14 protein-coding genes are annotated in these 16,008 nt (G+C 73.4%); 3 read left to right on the forward strand and 11 right to left on the reverse strand.

Annotation, left to right across the window (positions count from 1 at the left end):
• Positions 1-104: 104 nt before the first annotated feature.
• From QM782_RS14985 to QM782_RS15005, 5 genes are all read right to left on the reverse strand, one after another.
• On the reverse strand, positions 105-1,109 hold the full coding sequence (locus tag QM782_RS14985; RefSeq protein ID WP_415203702.1) for an HlyD family secretion protein: 1,005 nt from the start codon (positions 1,107-1,109) through the stop codon (positions 105-107).
• A gap of 4 nt (positions 1,110-1,113) precedes the next feature.
• Positions 1,114-2,562 (reverse strand): TolC family protein, encoded by a 1,449-nt coding sequence (locus tag QM782_RS14990; protein ID WP_415203703.1) that lies wholly within the window; start codon positions 2,560-2,562, stop codon positions 1,114-1,116.
• A gap of 85 nt (positions 2,563-2,647) precedes the next feature.
• On the reverse strand, positions 2,648-3,478 hold the full coding sequence (locus QM782_RS14995; protein WP_415203704.1) for an urease accessory protein UreD: 831 nt from the start codon (positions 3,476-3,478) through the stop codon (positions 2,648-2,650).
• A 148-nt stretch (positions 3,479-3,626) separates the two neighbouring features.
• Positions 3,627-5,225: a glucan biosynthesis protein gene (locus QM782_RS15000; RefSeq protein ID WP_415203705.1), complete on the reverse strand. Its 1,599-nt coding sequence runs from the start codon at positions 5,223-5,225 to the stop codon at positions 3,627-3,629.
• Positions 5,226-5,344: 119 nt separating this feature from the next.
• Positions 5,345-5,665 (reverse strand): hypothetical protein, encoded by a 321-nt coding sequence (locus QM782_RS15005; protein ID WP_415203706.1) that lies wholly within the window; start codon positions 5,663-5,665, stop codon positions 5,345-5,347.
• Between the two features lie 89 nt (positions 5,666-5,754).
• On the opposite strand from QM782_RS15005, the gene QM782_RS15010 reads away from it, so the two are divergent.
• Genes QM782_RS15010 through QM782_RS15020 form a run of 3 tightly spaced genes read left to right on the forward strand, consistent with a single transcriptional unit; the run spans position 5,755 to position 8,377 of the window.
• Positions 5,755-7,191 carry a phospholipase D-like domain-containing protein gene (locus QM782_RS15010; RefSeq protein WP_415203707.1) on the forward strand — a complete coding sequence of 479 codons (1,437 nt, stop codon included), beginning with the start codon at positions 5,755-5,757 and terminating at the stop codon, positions 7,189-7,191.
• A 52-nt stretch (positions 7,192-7,243) separates the two neighbouring features.
• Positions 7,244-7,954 carry a helix-turn-helix transcriptional regulator gene (locus QM782_RS15015; protein WP_415203708.1) on the forward strand — a complete coding sequence of 237 codons (711 nt, stop codon included), beginning with the start codon at positions 7,244-7,246 and terminating at the stop codon, positions 7,952-7,954.
• 36 nt (positions 7,955-7,990) lie between these two features.
• Positions 7,991-8,377: a VOC family protein gene (locus QM782_RS15020; protein WP_415203709.1), complete on the forward strand. Its 387-nt coding sequence runs from the start codon at positions 7,991-7,993 to the stop codon at positions 8,375-8,377.
• Positions 8,378-8,480: 103 nt separating this feature from the next.
• On the opposite strand, the gene QM782_RS15025 is transcribed toward QM782_RS15020, so the two are convergent.
• The 6 genes from QM782_RS15025 to QM782_RS15050 form a co-directional block, all read right to left on the reverse strand.
• A complete protein-coding gene (locus tag QM782_RS15025) occupies positions 8,481-11,144 on the reverse strand; it encodes a M6 family metalloprotease domain-containing protein (protein ID WP_415203710.1) in 2,664 nt (887 codons plus the stop codon).
• Positions 11,145-11,510: 366 nt separating this feature from the next.
• Positions 11,511-12,038, reverse strand: a complete 528-nt coding sequence (locus QM782_RS15030) for a nucleoside deaminase (protein ID WP_415203711.1) — start codon at positions 12,036-12,038, stop codon at positions 11,511-11,513.
• Between the two features lie 21 nt (positions 12,039-12,059).
• The gene (locus QM782_RS15035; protein WP_415203712.1) at positions 12,060-13,157 is read right to left on the reverse strand and encodes an alpha/beta hydrolase fold domain-containing protein; all 1,098 of its coding nucleotides are present in this window, start codon (positions 13,155-13,157) and stop codon (positions 12,060-12,062) included.
• 96 nt (positions 13,158-13,253) lie between these two features.
• Positions 13,254-14,021, reverse strand: a complete 768-nt coding sequence (locus QM782_RS15040; protein WP_415203713.1) for an ABC transporter permease — start codon at positions 14,019-14,021, stop codon at positions 13,254-13,256.
• Positions 14,018-14,857, reverse strand: coding sequence for an ABC transporter ATP-binding protein (locus tag QM782_RS15045; protein ID WP_415203714.1), 840 nt, complete (start codon positions 14,855-14,857; stop codon positions 14,018-14,020). Before QM782_RS15045 ends, QM782_RS15040 begins: the two co-directional genes overlap by 4 nt.
• Positions 14,857-15,891, reverse strand: a complete 1,035-nt coding sequence (locus tag QM782_RS15050; RefSeq protein ID WP_415203715.1) for an ABC transporter substrate-binding protein — start codon at positions 15,889-15,891, stop codon at positions 14,857-14,859. Before QM782_RS15050 ends, QM782_RS15045 begins: the two co-directional genes overlap by 1 nt.
• Positions 15,892-16,008: the final 117 nt, after the last annotated feature.

The following is a 16,008-nucleotide window of genomic DNA, read 5'->3' on the forward strand; positions in this document are numbered from 1 at the left end:
AGGCCATGCCAGCGGGCGCCGCGGGCCGGCTTGGCCGGACTGCAGGCGCCGCTCCCTGGAGGGGGCGGGCACAGCGCGCGGCGCGAACACCGGGGTGGTCCACTTCAGTCCACCAGCACGCTCATGCCGGGGCGCGCGCCGGCGATCGGCTGCAGCGGGTGCGCGTGGACCTCGAAGGTGCGCACGTCGAAGCCGGCGCCGCCGCGCGTGGCGCGCCAGGTCGCGAAGTCCGGCAGCGGCGCGCTGTAGCGGACCTTGAAGCGGGCGCGGCCGGCGTCGGCCAGCGCGGGCAGGCGCGCGTCGAACTCGCTGCCGACGGCGAAGCGCGCCAGCGCGTCCTCGCGCACGTTCAGCACGACCCACTGGTCGGACAGGTCGACCACGGTGACGGCGGCCACGCCCTGCGGCACCAGCTCGCCGGCGCGGGCCAGCACCTTGGCCACCTCGCCGGCCACCGGGCTGCGCAGTTCGGCCTCGGCGTGGGCGGCCTCGACCTCGGCCACCAGGCCGGCGACCTGGCGCGCCTGCGCGTCGGCGGCGGCCCGGTCCTCGGCGCGGGCGCCCTGGCGCGCCAGGTCGTACTGCGCGCGGGCGGCGATGGCGGCGTCGCGTGAGGCCTTCCAGTTGGCCTCGGCCTCGTCGCGCTTCTGCGCGGCCACCAGGCCCTCGCGCGCCAGGTTGTCCACGCGGCGCCAAGAGCTGCGCGCCAGCTCGGCCGCGGTCTCGGCGCGCTGCCACTGCATGCGGGCCATCTCGATCTCCTGCGGGCGCGCGCCCTGCTCGGCCTTGCGCGCCACGGCCTGGGCGGCCTGCTGGGCGGCCGTGGCCTGGGCCAGCTTGGCCTGCACCTCGGGTGCGTCCAGCCGCAGGATCAGCCCGCCGGCCTCGATCCGGTCGCCCTCGCGCACCAGCACCTCGGCCACGCGGCCGGGGATCTTGGCGGCCACGTCGGTCTCGCGCGCCTCCATCTGGCCCTGGATCGGCACCGGCACCGGCCGGCTGGCCTGCCACAGGCCCCAGCCGACCAGGGCCAGCACCGCCACGCCGATGGCGAGGGGGAGGACGGCGCCGCCGCGGCGGCGGGGGGAGGAGGGCGTCTCGTTGCGCATGGGTTCATTCCAGCCGGATGTCGGAACGGGCGATGTAGTCGGGCAGGCGCTCGCCCAGCCCGGCGCTCTGCAGCAGCTGGGCCAGGGCCTGCACGTAGTCGTTGGCGGCCTGGGCGCGCTCGGTCAGCACCTGGGCCAGCCGGGTCTCGGCGTCGATCAGGTCCAGTGTGGTGCTGGTGCCCTCGCGCAGGCCGGCGGTGCGCAGGCGCAGCACCTCGCGCGCCAGCGCCTCGGCCGGCGCCATGGCCAGCACCTGGCGGCGCGCGTTCTCCACCGCGCGCCAGTTGCGCTCGACCAGCAGCGCGATGTCGCTGCGCGCCTGGGCGTCGCTGCGCTCGGCCTGCTCGATCTTCTTCAGCGAGGCGGCGGCCAGCGCGTTGCGGTCCAGGGCGTCGAGCAGGGTCCAGCGCGCACCGATGCCGGCGACCCAGTTCGCGTCGCTGCCGCGCAGCTGGCGCGTGCCGAAGGCGAACACCTGCGGGCGGCGCAGCGCCTCCTGCCCGGCGTGCAGCTGCTCGGCCTGCTGCTTCTTGGCCGCCACCTTGGCCAGGCCGGGGTGGCGCGTCATCGCGGCGTCAAGGAAGTAGCCCAGCGGCTCGATCGGCTCGGCGAGCACGAACAGCGGCGTGTCCGGCGCCACCGGCCCGGGCGCGTGCACCGTGCGCGCCAGCGCCGTGGCGGCCAGCTCGGCGTCGTCGCGCGCCTTGGCGGCCTGGCGCCTGGCGTCCTCGTAGGCGGCCTGGGCCTGCAGCCGCTCGACGCGCGAGATCACGCCGGCGTCCAGCATCTTCTGCGCGGCGGCGTCGTGCTGGGCGATGGTGCGCTCGGCCTGCGCGCGCAGGTCGGCCGCGCGCTGCGCCAGCTGGGCGCCGAAGTAGCGCTGCGCCAGCAGCGTGTCGGACTCGGCGGTGGCCTGCTCGGCATCGGCGCGCGCCTCCTGGGTCTGGCCGGCGACGATGCCGCGCGCCGCGTCGGTCGCGCCGCCCAGGTACAGCGGCCAGACCGCCGAGACCGAGGCCGAGGCGCGCTGGTCGTGCCGGTGCAGCAGGTCGTCGGACACCAGCTGGGGCAGCTGCGGCAGCGGCACCGGCAGCAGTGCGCCCAGGCCCGGCAGCGCGATCTGGCCCAGCCCTTCGCTCAGGCCCGACAGGTCGGGCTGCAGGTGCAGGCCGTAGGCGTAGGCCGCGCCGGAGATGCTGATGGACGGGCCGCCCAGGCCGGCCAGGCCGCGCGACTGCAGCTCGCCGGCCTCCACGCCGGCGCGCGCGGCGGCCAGGCGGTCCGAGCGCTCCAGCATGCCGGCGCGCGCGGCCGCGTAGCTGAGCGGCACGGCGCCGGCGCCCTGGGCCCGCGCGGCCGGCGCGAGCAGGGCCAGGGCGGCCAGCACGGCCGCCAGCGCGGGCCGGACGGCGGGGCGGGAAGGGCGTAGGCGGCTCGGCGGCAGGTCGGGCATGGCGGTCGGGCGTGCGAAGGCTCGCGCGAGCATAGCGCCTCGGTCCTGCGCTGCGGCCGCCCGCGCCGCGCGGCGGGCCGGTTTCTCACATCGCCCAGATGCGCGGGCGCGTGGCGGCCAGGCCCCAGCAGGCGCCGCGCCAGGCCGCGCGCACCTGCTGCAGCAGCGCCATCGCCGGCTCGACCACCGGCGCCAGCGCGCGCACCAGCACGACCTGCGCATGCGGGCTGGTGGCGCCGGCCGTGGCGCGCAGCTCGTGCGCGTCGATCACCGCGCGCGCGGATTCCAGCACCGCTTCGCGGCGCGCGCGCGGCAGCTTGTCGCCGCAGGCGAAGAACAGCGTGGCCAGGCAGCGCCGGCCGGCCAGGCCCAGCGGGCCGTCCAGCAGCAGGCGGTCGCCGGCGTCGATGCAGGCCTGCTCCAGCCACACGCCGGGCAGCTCCAGGCACTGGCGCAGCGTGCCCTGGACGAACGGCTTGCCGGCATGCGGCAGGCCCAGGGCCGTGACGTCCCAGCCGATCAGCTCGGCGCCGGGCGCGAGCTGCAGCGCCAGCTGGTTCTCGGCGCGGCACTGGTCGTAGCAGATCGCCTCGGCCGGCAGCCATTCCAGCCGCGCGCCGCCGGCCAGCGCCAGCCGGGTGCGCTGCACCGCGGCCGCGCCGGCGCTGCGGTAGAAGCGCGCCGCGCCGGGTGTCGTGACCAGGCCGTGCGCACCGGGGCCGGCGTCGACGGCGATGTCCAGCACGTCGCCGCCGACCAGCCCGCCGGGCGGGTGCACCAGCACGTTGTGGCAGACCGCGCCGCCCTCGGGATACAGGCTCTGCAGGATGCGCAGCGGCCCGTCGTGCCGGTGCCGCGCCACGCTGCGCCCGTCCTCCAGCCGGTAGTCCAGCGCCAGGCTGGCGTGCCAGCCCATCAGGCCGCCACCGGGCGCTGCACGGCCGTATCCACCGCACCGATGGCCACGGGGCGGGCCGTGCCGGCGACCGCCGCGGAACCGGCGGTGCCAGGCCACTGGCGGTGTTCCCCTTCGCGCAGTGGAAAGGGAGCGCGGGGAGGACGGGTCACGGCAACTGGTACAGCCAGGTCTCGGACAAGGTCTCGCCGCCGTTGCGCAGGAACAGCCGCAGGTCCACCGGGCCCGGCCCGTCGGGCGTGTAGTCGAACTGCGCGCGCCAGTGGCCGGCCACGCCGTTCGGCACGGCCTCGGTGAACACGTAGGAGAAGCGGCCGCGCGGCGCGCTCAGCACCGCCTCGGGCTTCACGCCGAACGGCAGGCCGGCCAGCGGTCCGCCCAGGAACTCCACCATGAACTTGGTGACGCCCTGCGGCCGCGGCTGCCCGGGCTGGCCGCCGCGGCCCAGCCGCGTGGCCACGCAGCGCGCCAGCGGCGAGGGGAAGGGCTCGTCCGCGACCCAGTGCAGCCGGTAGCGCAGGCTGTGGCTGCTGCCGGCCCTGGCCGGCGCCGCGGGCACCCAGAACGCGCCGATGTTGTCGTGGATCTCGTCGTCGGTCGGGATTTCCACCAACTGCACCGCGCCCTCGCCGAAGTCCGACAGCGGCTCCACCCACAGGCTGGGCCGGCGGTCGTAGTAGACGCCGTCCAGGTAGTGGTCGAAGTCGCGGTCGCGCTGCATCAGGCCGAAGCCCTTGGGCGACTTGTCCGCGAAGGCCGAGACGACGGTGGCGCCCGGGTTGTTCAGCGGGCGCCAGATGCGCTCGCCGCCGCCGGTCCACAGCGCCAGGCCGTCGGAATCGTGCACCTCCGGCCGCCAGTCGATGCCCGAGGGCTTGAGCTTGTCCGAATACCAGTACATGGAGGTCAGCGGCACCAGGCCCAGGCGCGCCACGTCCTGCCGCAGGAACAGCTGGCACTCGATGTCCATGACCACGGCCTTGGCGCGCTGCATCGCGAAGCGGTAGGCGCCGGCGATGCTGGGGCCTTCCAGCAGCGCGTAGACGACCACGGTGTCGCTGCCGTCGGCCGGTGGCTCGAACCAGACCTGCGTGAACGCCGGGAACTCCTCCGGCTTGCCGTGCACGGCCGCGTCCAGCGCCACGCCGCGCGCGGACAGGCCGTACTGGTACAGCTCGCCGATCGCGCGGAAGTACGAGGCGCCGAGGAACGCCACCCAGTCGTTGCCCTGCCAGGGCAGCTTGGCCTGGTCGCCGAGCCGGCTTTCCTGGAAGCGGAAGCCGGCGAAGCCGGCGCCCGGCGGCAGCGCGCGCGCCGGGCTGTCGGCCGGCATCTCGAAGTACGCCGGGTCGTACAGGATCTCGCGCGCGCGCGCCGCCTGGCCCGCGCCGCCGGCCGCGTCCAGCACGTGCATGTGCACCGGCGTCTGGAAGAAGCGGCCCAGGTGGAAGAAGGTCACCGGGAACGGGCCCGGCCCGTCCTTGAACAGCGCGAAGTCGGTCTTGTACTTGAGCTTGCCGTGGGCCTCGTAGTCGATGCGCTCGAGCACCTCGCGCGGCAGCGGCGGCGGCGGCGCGTAAGGCCGGGCGGCCAGTGCGCGGGCGCGCGCGACGAGGGCGTCGAACGAGAACGGCGCGGCCGGGCCGAGCTTCAGGCCGGCCTGCGCCAGCGCCTGCTCGGACCAGCCCAGGGCCGCCAGCGCGGCGGCCGTGCCGCCGGCGGTCAGGAGGGTTCTGCGGTGCAACATGGCCGCGATTTAACCAGAGCCCCGCCGCGCCGGCGGCGGCAGGCAGTGCCCGCAGCCGGGCCAGGGGCTTGGTGGCTTCCCGGCGGGACGGTACGGCGGCCGTGCGCGTCGGCGCGGGGTCAGAAGTCGTCGGCCGGGCGCCGGCCGCGCTGCAGCGGCGGCTCCGGCGGCGGGCCGGCCGCGCGCAGCACGCGCTCGCCGCGTTCGGTCAGGCCGAACACCACGGCTTCGCCCACGTCTTCGAACGGCATGTTCAACAGGCCTTGGGGCACGGAGGCAGTGATGCATTCCGCGGCCTTGAGCACACGCACCTGGTCGACATCGCTGGCCTTGCGGACCAGCAGCGGGAAGTGCGCGTTCTCGAGCCGGGCGAGATACTCCAGCGACATGGCTTCCTCCACGAAGGTGTGCGCGCGATTGTGGCGGCGGATGCGGCGCATGTCTCGCCTTTTTCTGTAACTTTGCTGTCAGCTTCCATACACGGTTTGTCTGCCGGCGGCCGGAACGTGCAGGCAGAATCGGCCGAAACATGCCCGACCGTCCGACCGCCGCCCGCGACCATCCGACCGACACCGCCATCGCCCGCGCCGTGCAGCCGCTGGCGCGCGCGCACCCGGGCTGCTCCGGCGTGCTGGCGCTGCCGCACGGGCGCGACGCGTTCGCCGTGCGCATGCAGCTGGCCGACGCGGCCGAGCGCACGCTGGACGTGCAGTACTACATCTGGCGCAACGACCTCTCGGGCCGGCTGCTGACGCAGGCCCTGCAGCGCGCGGCCGACCGCGGCGTGCGGGTGCGGCTGCTGCTGGACGACAACGGCACGGCCGGGCTGGACGGCGTGCTGGCCGCGCTGGACGCGCACCCCCGCATCGAGGTGCGGCTGTTCAACCCGTTCCGCCACCGGCGCTGGCGCTGGCTCGGCTTCCTGACCGAGTTCGGTCGGCTGAACCGGCGCATGCACAACAAGTCCTTCACCGCCGACGGCCAGGTCGCCGTGCTGGGCGGGCGCAACGTGGGCGACGAGTATTTCGGCGCGCCCGTGGACACGCTGTTCATGGACCTGGACGTGCTGCTGGCCGGCCCGGCCGCGCAGGACGTGGCGGCGGACTTCGAGCGCTACTGGGACAGTGCACCGGCCGTGCCGCTGCGCGAGGCGGTGCACGCCGCGCCGCAGCCGCTGGAGCCGCCGCCGGCGGCCGCGGCGCACAGCTACCTCGAGGCGGTGTCGCGCTCGCCGTTCATGACGGAGCTGCTGGCGCGCCGCGCGCCGCTGGAATGGACGCCCGTGGCGCTGGTCAGCGACGCGCCGCTGAAGGTGCTGGGCCGCGTGGCCGAGGCCGACCTGCTGTGGAACCGCATGCAGCAGCTGCTGCAGGCGCCGCGCCGCTCGCTGTACCTGGTGTCGCCGTACTTCGTGCCGCTGCGCCGCGGCGCCCGGCAGCTGGCCGCGCTGGCGCGCAGCGGCGTGCAGGTGGCGGTGCTGACGAACGCGCTGGAATCCACCGACGTGGCCGCCGTGCACGCCGGCTATGCGCGCTGGCGCCGCTGGCTGCTGCGCGCGGGCGTGCAGCTGCTGGAGATGCGGCGGGACTGGGCGCTGCCGGAGGCGCACGGCCTGCCGCGCGGCCGCCGGCTGGGCCGCAGCTCGGGCACCAGCCTGCACGCCAAGACCTTCGCGGTGGACGGCGAGCGCGTGTTCGTGGGCTCGTTCAACTTCGACCCGCGCTCGGCGCGGCTGAACACCGAGCTGGGCGTGCTGATCGACAGCCCGGCGATGGCGCAGGAGCTGGCCCGCCAGTTCGCGCAGGACCTGCCCGAGCGCACCTACCGGCTGTCGCTGGCCGGGCGGCGCCGGCTGCGCTGGCAATTGCCCGACGGCACGCTGGTGGCGCGCGAGCCGGGCGCCGGCTGGGGCCGCCGGCTGGCGGTGCGGCTGCTGTCGCACCTGCCGATCGACCATCTGCTCTGAACCGGCGCACGCATCCCCGCGCCCGCCGCTCCGGTCACCTTCCGACACTCCCATGGCCCGCGCCGCCCGGCTGCTCGCGCTGCTGCAGGAACTGCGGCGCCACCGGCGCCCGGTCGCCGGCCAGGCGCTGGCGGACGCGCTGGGCGTGAGCCTGCGCACGCTGTACCGCGACATCGCCACGCTGCAGCAGCAGGGCGCCGGCATCCGCGGCGAGGCCGGCGTCGGCTACGTGCTGGCGCCGGGCTACCTGCTGCCGCCGCTGATGTTCACGGCCGAGGAGGTCGAGGCGCTGGTGCTGGGCATGCGCTGGGTGGCCGCGCGCGGCGACGACACGCTGGCCGCCGCCGCGCGCGAGTCCATGGCCCGCATCGCCGCCGTGCTGCCGGACGGGCTGCGGCGCGAGCTGGAGGCGACCACGCTGCTGATCGGCCCCGGCGGTGCGGCCGAGCCCGGCGGGGTGGACCTGGCGCAGGTGCGCGGCGCGATCCGCGACGGCCGCAAGCTGGCGATCGACTACCGCGACGCGGCCGGCGCGGCTTCGCGCCGCGTGGTCTGGCCGTTCGGCATCGGCTACTTCGAGCGCGTGCGCATCGTGCTGGCCTGGTGCGAGCTGCGGCAGGACCTGCGGCATTTCCGCGCCGACCGCATCGCCGCGCTGCAGGTGCTGCCCGAGCGCATGCCGCGCCACCGGCTGGCGCTGCTGCGGGAATGGCGGGCGCGCCAGCGCACGCTGCTGACAGGATCTGACAGCGGCCGTTCCTAGCATGGGCACTCCACCATCCACTTCCGGGAGCCCTGCATGGAACACCCCAGCTACACCCTGCTGTACGTCGACGATCCGGCCGCCAGCGCGCGCTTCTACGCCGCGCTGCTGGACGCCGCGCCGGTCGAGGCCAGCCCCACGTTCGCGCTGTTCGCGCTGCGCTCCGGCCTGATGCTGGGGCTGTGGTCGCGCCACACCGTGGAGCCGGCGCCGCCGCCCGCCGCCGGGGCCGGCGCCGCGGAACTGGGATTCCGCGTGGCGGCCGATGCCGACGTCGAGGCCGCGCACGCGGCCTGGCAGGCGCAGGGCGTGCGCATCGTGCAGCCGCCGGTGCGGCTGGATTTCGGCTACGCCTTCCTCGCGCAGGACCCGGACGGGCACCGGCTGCGCGTCTACGCGCTGGGCCAGCCGGACGCGGCCTGACCGCGACACGGGCGCCGGGCCGCGGCGCCGGGGCCGCGTGGCGGCGAGCCGGCCGGCATTCACCACCGCCGGCGGCGGCAGCCGCGTGCCGCCGTCCCGCCCCTCACCACCGGAAGATGTACACCCCGTCGTTGCCGAAGCCGACGAGGTCGGCGCGCTTGTCGCCCGTGGTGTCGACGGCGAAGCGCGGGTGCATCTCGACCCGCCATCCACCGGCGTTGTAGCCGTAGTTCGCGAGCACGAGTTGCGGCGCGTCGAAGCCGCCGCTGCCGTTGGCGAGGGCGACGTACACCCCGGTGTCGCCGAAGCCGACGATGTCGGCGCGACCGTTCCCCGTGGTGTCGGCGAGCAAGCGTGGATGCCGGTCGACGCGCCAGCCGCCGGCGGCGGCGCCGTAACCGAAGTTCGCCAGGACGAACTGCATCGGATGGAAGCCGCCGCTGCCGTTGGCGCGGGCGACGTACACCCCGTCGTTGCCGAAGCCGACGATGTCCATGCAGCCGTCGCCGGTGATGTCGGCCATGACACGCGGATGCCGGTCGACGCGCCAGCCGCCGGCGTCGGCGCCGTAGCCGAAGTTCGCCAGGACGAACTGCATCGGGCCGAAGGTGCCGTCGGCGTTGGCGCGCGCGACGTACACGCCGCCGTTGCCGAAGCCGACGATGCCGGCGCGCCTGTCGCCGGTGATGTCGGCCATGACACGCGGATGCCGGTCGACGCGCCAGCCGCTGGCGTAGCCGAAGTCCGCCACCACGCGTTGCGGCGCGGTGAAGGCGCCGTCCTGGCCGGCGCGCGCGACGTAGACGCCGTCGTTGCCGAAGCCGACGATGTCGGCGCGCCCGTCGCCCGTGGTGTCGGCCATCACGCGCGGATGCCGGTCGACGCGCCAGCCGCTGGCGTAGCCGAAGTCCGCCACCACCAGTTGCGGGTCGGCGAAGGCGCCGTCCTGGCCGGCGCGCGCGACGTAGACGCCGCCGCTGCCGAAGCCGACGATGTCGGCCCGGCCATCGCCCGTGGTGTCGGCCATGCAGCGCGGGTGCAGGTCGACGCGCCAGCCGCCCGCGGCGTAGCCGAAGTTGGCGACCATGAGCCGGGGCGCGCCGTAGGTGCCGTCGGCGTTGGCGCGCGAGACGTACACGCCGCCGTTGCCGAAGCCGACGATGTCGGCGCGTCCGTCACCCGTGGTGTCGGCCATGTAGCGCGGATGCATGTCGGTCCGCCAGCCTCCGGCGACGTAGCCGAAGTCGTTCACCACGAACGCCGAGCCCTTGCCCGTGGACACGGTGACCATCGGCGCCGAGGCCGAGACCGACGTGATCTCCAGGGCCGAGTCGCTGCCGTCCCACCAGCGCGAGTCCGGGACCGTGGCGGCGCCGAAGCGCGGCGACACCGTTGCGGCGTCGAACAGGTCGCCGGTGTCGCCGCTGTTGGCGCCGTGCTCGAGGTCGAACTTCCCATCGGCCTGCTCGAGCGACAGCTCGTAGTGCTGCGCCGCGGTCATCTGCTCGTCGTTGTTGCTGCCGGCCTCGTCGACGTGCCAGATCGCGAGTCCCGCGTCGGGTAGGCCGGCGTCGCGGCCGCTGCGCTGTCGGTTCTCGAGGATGAAGTATTCGGTCGCGCTGCGCCGGTGGATCAGAAAGTCGTTGCTGCCGGCCGGCAGCGTGTAGGTGGTCGACGGCTGCAAGGTCGTCAGGCTCGTCGTCCATCCGGCTGCGTTCTTCAGGTAGGCGTTGACCTCGACCGGGTTCTTGTCGGGGCCGCCGTTGCACATCAGGCAGTAGTTGCCGACGCCTGCGGATTCGTTGCCGGTGTCGTACAGGTCGGGGAAGTCGCACACCATGTGCCCGTTCTCGTGGCAGAAGGTGCGCAGCGTCAGCTCCTGGCCCATGTTGGTGATCTGGTAGTCGTGGAGCTGCTTCGTCGGCGTGGCCTGGAACGCCGACGTCAGCGCCGACGAATGCGGCCACAGGCCTTGCGACCATTTGTTGACGCACGCGCCGGCGTAGAAGACGTTGAGCGCGTAGACGAATCCCCACGCGTCGGCCGTCAGGCCGCTGAAGTCGAAGCCGTTGTCCTTCAGGTCCGTCAGCGCCTCGACGACCAGTTCGCGCGCGCGCTGGCGGGACGAGATCTTGGGGTCGGTGTAGTAGTCGCGATCGTTCTTGGCCGTGTAGTACGCGGTGACCACGTTGCGGTAGTGCAGGCGGTCCGCCGACACCTTGGCGAAGTAGTCGAACACCGAGCCGTGGTTGCCGAAGCCGGTGTAGCCGGCCTGGTTGCAGAAATCGTCGACCTCCTGGCGCGTGATCGTGCCCGACACGTCGGGGAACTCGACGAGGATGCACAGGCCGGTGACGTCGCCGCTGGGCACCGCCGCCGGTGGCGGCGTCGCGGCGCGTGCGCCGGCCGAAGCGGCCATGGCCGCGCGGCGCTGCGCGCGCCGGATTTCCCAGCGCCGCTGGACGCCGTCGGCCGCGTGCGCGGCGCGGGCGCGCAGCTGCGAGGCCTGGCGCGTGGTGCGCAGGTGCTTGGGGCCCGTCGCCGGCGCGGACGCGCCGGCGACGCGCGGGCCGGTCGGCAGCAGCTGCGACTTGTCGTTCGACAGCTCGGCGTAGTGGTAGAAGCCCGTCGCCGGGTCCAGCGCGACGGTATGGCCGTCGGGGGTTTCGAAGACGGCGTCGAACTGGTTGCCCCAGCCCATGAGCCGGACGTCGGTGCCGTCGGGCTGGGTGAAGGTGAACGGCGTGCCGAAATAGGCTTGTGCCATGGTTGCGCTCCTGTGAAGCCGGCCGTGATCGACGCCGGTCGAAGGAGATCGGGGCGGCGCTTGCCTGCGCACCTGGGGCCGGGCGGAGGTGGCAGGCGGGAGCGGAGTGTGGGCTCGCCGCGTCCCGCGGGCGTCCCTTGGATTGGGGAGAGCCCCCCGGAGGAGGCCCATCCGCTGACCAAAGTCACGGCCGGGAGGCGGTGCCACCGATGGGCAGGTCGGGCGCGAGATGTTCCGCGGCCTGCGCCGCAGTGGCGTCGGCATTGGGAGCGGCGATGTGGTGGACGCGGCGCAGCCGGCGTGCACCCGCCAGCCGCGATCGAAGGCCGCGGTTCGTGAGGCGCGCGAGCGGTGCTCGCCGCCGGATCAGGCGCCTGAACGACGCGGCGGCGTCCGGTGGCCCTGCCAGAAGCCCGCGTGCGTGGCCACCATCTCGGCGGCGACCTCGTCCACCGGCCCCAGCACCTCGACCGTGCGCTGGCCGCGCGCGAACACCTCGCGGCAGGGCAGGGCGAGCGTCGGGTTCTCGGGGTGGTCGCCGGTCAACGCCAGCAGCGCGGTCTCCTCGGCGCCGTAGAGCACGCGGCCGATGCCGGCCCAGTAGATGGTGCCGGCGCACATCGCGCAGGGCTCGAAGGTGGTGACCAGCGTGCACCGCGCGAGGTAGTCGCCGGGGTAGTTGGCCGCCGCGTGCCGCGCCAGCGTGGACTCGGCGTGGTTGACCGTGTCGATGTTGCCCTGCTCGGCCAGCACGGTCTCGCCGTCCGGCGCCAGCAGCAGCGCGCCGAACGGATGGCGGCCCATGGCCATGGCGCGGCGCGCCACCGCGTCGGCGCGGCGCAGGTGGCGGGCGCATTGCTGCGCGTCCAGGGGCATGGGCTCAGGAGTGGTCATGGGCAGGGAGGGCGGGTGCCGTCAGCGGGCCAGGTGTCGGTCGAAGAAGCGTGCGATGTCCGTGAAGGCTTCGCGCGTTTCCGGGGCATCGGGGTTGCTGCCGTACTGGGCGTGCGACTGCCCTTCGTACACGTTGAGGTCGGCCACCACGCCTGCGCGGCGCAGCTTGCGGTGCGTGCGCACCGTGTTCGAGAGGAACAGGTCGCGCGTGCCGCTGGTCAGGATGGCGGGCGGGAAGCCGGAGAAATCGCCGTAGATGGGCGACAGCTGCGGGTCCTTCAGGTCACGGCCGTTGGCATAGAGCAGCGCGGCGCGGCCCAGCCAGCCGTCCCAGGTGACCAGGATGTTGTCGATCCATTCGGCCGTCTGGTAGGTGTCGCCGACCTTGGCGATGTCCGACCACGGCGTGCCGGGTGCGATGGCGCCGGGCAGCGGCACGCCCTCGGCCTTGGCCCGCAGCACCAGGGCCAGCGTCATGGCGCCCCCGGTGGAGGTGCCGAACACGGCCATGCTGCGCGGCGGATGCGTGCGCACCAGCTCCTTCCATACGGCCATGGCGTCGTCCATCGCCGCGGGATAGGGGAAGTCGGGCGGCATGCGGTAGTCGACCGAGACCACCTTGTAGCCGCCGATGCCGGCCAGCAGCAGCGCTTCGGGCAGCGCCGCTTCGCGCGGGCCGAAGACGTAGCCCCCGCCGTGCACGTGCATCAGCAGCCGCCGCTCGTTGCCGGGCGCGATGGTGCGCGGCGTGACGACGAAGGCGTTGACGCCGGCGATGCGCGTCGGCTGCACGTCGACGCCCAGCTTCTCCTTCAGCGCCGGGATCGCGGCGATGACGGGCGCGGCGCGGCGCTCGACCAGTTCCTTCCACTCCGCCGCGCTGGCCGGCGCGGCGTTGAAGTGCGGCGGGTAGGGCGCCGCGATCAGGGCCTGCATCTGCGGGCTCACCTCGGCCGTGGGCGGCGGGCTCACCTGCGCCGGAGAGCGGCGCGGGCCGGGCTGGGCGTTGGCGGCCGCCTGGGCGGCGGCCTTCTCGGCATAGCCGGCAGGCTGCTGGGCGCAGCCGCCGAGGGCTGCAGCGGCGATCCATGCCGCGACGAGCCGGGTTGTCAGATGCATCGTCGGTCTCCAGAGTGGGCGGCGATGTTCGCACCCGGTGCCGGTGGTGGACGATCCGATCAAACCCGAAGGCCCTCCGGGGCCTGCGAACAGGCGTCACCCGCCCTGCGAGCCGCGGTGGGCCCAGGCCGTGGTGTGCTTCTCGACGAAGCTGAACAGCTCGTACATCAGCATGGCCATCACGCCCACGGTCAGCAGGCCGGCGAAGGCCAGGCCCATCTGCATGGCCGAGCCGGCCGAGATCAGCAGGTAGCCGATGCCCTCGTTGGCGGCCGTCATCTCCGACACCGTGGTGCCGACGAAGGCCAGCGTGATCGCCACCTTCAGCGAGCCGTAGAAGTACGGCAGCGAGCGCGGCAGGCCGACCTTCATCAGCACGTCCCAGCGCTTGGCGCCGAGCACGCGCAGCACGTCCTCCAGCTCGGGTTCCAGCGTCGCCAGGCCGGTGGCGATGTTGACCATGATCGGGAAGAAACTGATCAGGAAGGCCGTCAGGATCGCCGGCCCGACGCCGATGCCGAACCAGACCACGAGGATGGGCACGAAGGCCGCCTTGGGCAGCGCGTTGAAGGCCGTCATCAGCGGATAGACCGCGGCGTAGGCCAGGCGCGAGCTGCCGATCACGAAGCCCAGCAGCACGCCGACGACGATGGCCAGCGCGAAGCCGGCCATCGTGACCCAGAAGGTGCGCCAGGCGTGGCCGGCGATGATGCCCTTGAACTCCCAGAACTGTTCCCAGATCCGCGACGGGCTGGGGAAGATGAATTCCGAGACGCCGAAGCCGGCGCAGACGATCTGCCACAGCAGGATCACGGCCGCCAGCAGCAGCCAGGGCGACCACAGTTCGATGTGCTTCTTGTTCATTGGGGTAGGGCGTTCTCGGCCGGCCGGGCGGCGCCGCTGCGCATGGCGCCGATGTGGCCGCGCAGCTCCAGCACGATGTCGGTGAATTCCTTGGTGTAGGTGAGTTCCAGCTCGCGCGGGCGCGGCAGCTCGATCTCGCGCTTGACGACGAAGCGGCCCGGGCTCTTGCTCATCACGTAGACGGTGTCGGCCAGGAACACCGACTCGCGCAGGTCGTGCGTGACCAGGATCACGTTGAACTGCTGCTCGGTCCACAGGTCGCGCAGGATGCACCACAGCTCCTCGCGCGTGAACGCGTCCAGCGCGCCGAAGGGCTCGTCCAGCAGCAGCATCTTGGGCTCGTGGATCAGCGCGCGGCAGATGCTGGCGCGCTGCTGCATGCCGCCGGACAGTTGCCAGGGGAACTTGTCCTCGTAGCCCGCCAGGCCGACCTTCTGCAGCAGCTTGCGGGCGCGCTGCTCGTACTCCTTGCGCTTTTGCTTGAAGGTGGAGCGGTAGGGCTCGACGATCTCCAGCGGCAGCAGCACGTTGTCCACCGTGGTGCGCCAGGGCAGCAGCGAGGGCGCCTGGAACGCCATGCCGGAGATCTTCAGCGGCCCGGTCACGGGCTGGCCGTCGATCAGGATGCGGCCGATCGAGGGCATGCGCAGCCCGGTCGTGAGCTTCATGAAGGTCGACTTGCCGCAGCCCGAGGGCCCGACGATGGCGATGAACTCGCCCTTCTTCACCTTCAGGTCGATGGCCTCGACCGCGAAGTGGTTCTCGCGCAGCAGCTGTTCGTTGTAGGCCAGCCAGACGTCGCGGAAGTCGACGAACGGCGTTTCGGGCGGCGCCATCACTTCTTCGCCGGCGGCAGCACGTCCAGCTCGGCCTTGGACGGCAGGAAGCTGCCGTTCCAGACGGCCGCCGGGTCCACGCGCGTCTTGGTGCCGAACGCGTCGGAGACCTGCGAGGCCATCAGCGACAGCCGCGCCGGATCGACCTGGCCGAAGCCCTCGGCGCGCGCGTTGGGGCTGGCGACCACGGTCTCGATGGCCAGCTGCAGGCGGCGCGTCTCCAGCGGCACGTTGATGATGCCGTCGCGCGCCTTCACGTACTCGATGGCGGCGGCGGGGTTGGCCATGACCTCCCTGGCGCCCTTGGCGAAGGCCGTCAGGAAGGCCTTGATCGCGGCCGGGTTCTCCTTGATCAGCCGGGGCGAGGCGATGACCACGTTGCCGTACAGCTTCACGCCGTACTGCGGGTAGGGCAGCACCACCACGTCGGCGGTCTTGGCGCCGCGCGCCTCCAGGTTCAGCAGCGAGGTGAAGGTGAAGCCGGTGATGGCGTCGATGTCGCCGCGCATCAGCATGGTCTCGCGCAGCGGCGGGTCCATGGCGGTCCATTGCACGTTGGCGATGCCGTTGGCCTTGGCGAAGATCGGGAAGGCGCGGCGGCCGGCGTCGAACACCGGCGCGCCCAGCTTCTTGCCGGACAGGTCGGCGGGCTTGGCGATGCCGCTCTTCTTCAGCGCCATGACCGAGGCCGGCGTGTCGTTGTAGACCATCATCACGGCCACGGGCTTGTTCGGCACGTCGGGGTTGTTGGCCTGGAACTCCATCAGCGCGGCCAGGTCGGCGAAGCCCATGTCGTAGGCGCCCGAGGCCACGCGGGTGACGGTGCCGCCCGAGCCGTTGCCGGCGTCGATCGTCACGTCCAGCCCCGCGGCCTTGAAGTAGCCCTTGGCGGCCGGCTGCAGGAACAGCGCGGCGGGGCCCTCGAAGCGCCAGTCGAGCTGGAACTTGATCGGCGTGGATTGCGCCAGGGCCGGCAGGCCGAAGGCGAGGGTCGATGCGGCGAGGAGAGACTGGAGCAGGTGGCGCTTGTTCATCGGTGGCTCGAAGTGGAAAGTCCCTCCTTCCATGCAAGTTGGATGCCTGCACTGCGCTGGTGCGCGTTCGGGCCCCCCGGATGTGCGACGCCCCGCCATGGAGTCCCAGGGCGGGGC

The organism is Pseudorhodoferax sp., assembly GCF_047601025.1.
Taxonomy (GTDB): Bacteria; Pseudomonadota; Gammaproteobacteria; order Burkholderiales; family Burkholderiaceae_C; genus Pseudorhodoferax.

Bases quoted from the DNA above. Each gene is read 5' to 3' on its own strand.
- QM782_RS14985 (WP_415203702.1), bottom strand. From the start codon at position 1,109: ATGCGCAACGAGACGCCCTCCTCCCCCCGCCGCCGCGGCGGCGCCGTC.
- QM782_RS14990 (WP_415203703.1), bottom strand. From the start codon at position 2,562: ATGCCCGACCTGCCGCCGAGCCGCCTACGCCCTTCCCGCCCCGCCGTC.
- QM782_RS14995 (WP_415203704.1), bottom strand. From the start codon at position 3,478: ATGGGCTGGCACGCCAGCCTGGCGCTGGACTACCGGCTGGAGGACGGG.
- QM782_RS15000 (WP_415203705.1), bottom strand. From the start codon at position 5,225: ATGTTGCACCGCAGAACCCTCCTGACCGCCGGCGGCACGGCCGCCGCG.
- QM782_RS15005 (WP_415203706.1), bottom strand. From the start codon at position 5,665: ATGCGCCGCATCCGCCGCCACAATCGCGCGCACACCTTCGTGGAGGAA.
- QM782_RS15010 (WP_415203707.1), top strand. From the start codon at position 5,755: ATGCCCGACCGTCCGACCGCCGCCCGCGACCATCCGACCGACACCGCC.
- QM782_RS15015 (WP_415203708.1), top strand. From the start codon at position 7,244: ATGGCCCGCGCCGCCCGGCTGCTCGCGCTGCTGCAGGAACTGCGGCGC.
- QM782_RS15020 (WP_415203709.1), top strand. From the start codon at position 7,991: ATGGAACACCCCAGCTACACCCTGCTGTACGTCGACGATCCGGCCGCC.
- QM782_RS15025 (WP_415203710.1), bottom strand. From the start codon at position 11,144: ATGGCACAAGCCTATTTCGGCACGCCGTTCACCTTCACCCAGCCCGAC.
- QM782_RS15030 (WP_415203711.1), bottom strand. From the start codon at position 12,038: ATGACCACTCCTGAGCCCATGCCCCTGGACGCGCAGCAATGCGCCCGC.
- QM782_RS15035 (WP_415203712.1), bottom strand. From the start codon at position 13,157: ATGCATCTGACAACCCGGCTCGTCGCGGCATGGATCGCCGCTGCAGCC.
- QM782_RS15040 (WP_415203713.1), bottom strand. From the start codon at position 14,021: ATGAACAAGAAGCACATCGAACTGTGGTCGCCCTGGCTGCTGCTGGCG.
- QM782_RS15045 (WP_415203714.1), bottom strand. From the start codon at position 14,857: ATGGCGCCGCCCGAAACGCCGTTCGTCGACTTCCGCGACGTCTGGCTG.
- QM782_RS15050 (WP_415203715.1), bottom strand. From the start codon at position 15,891: ATGAACAAGCGCCACCTGCTCCAGTCTCTCCTCGCCGCATCGACCCTC.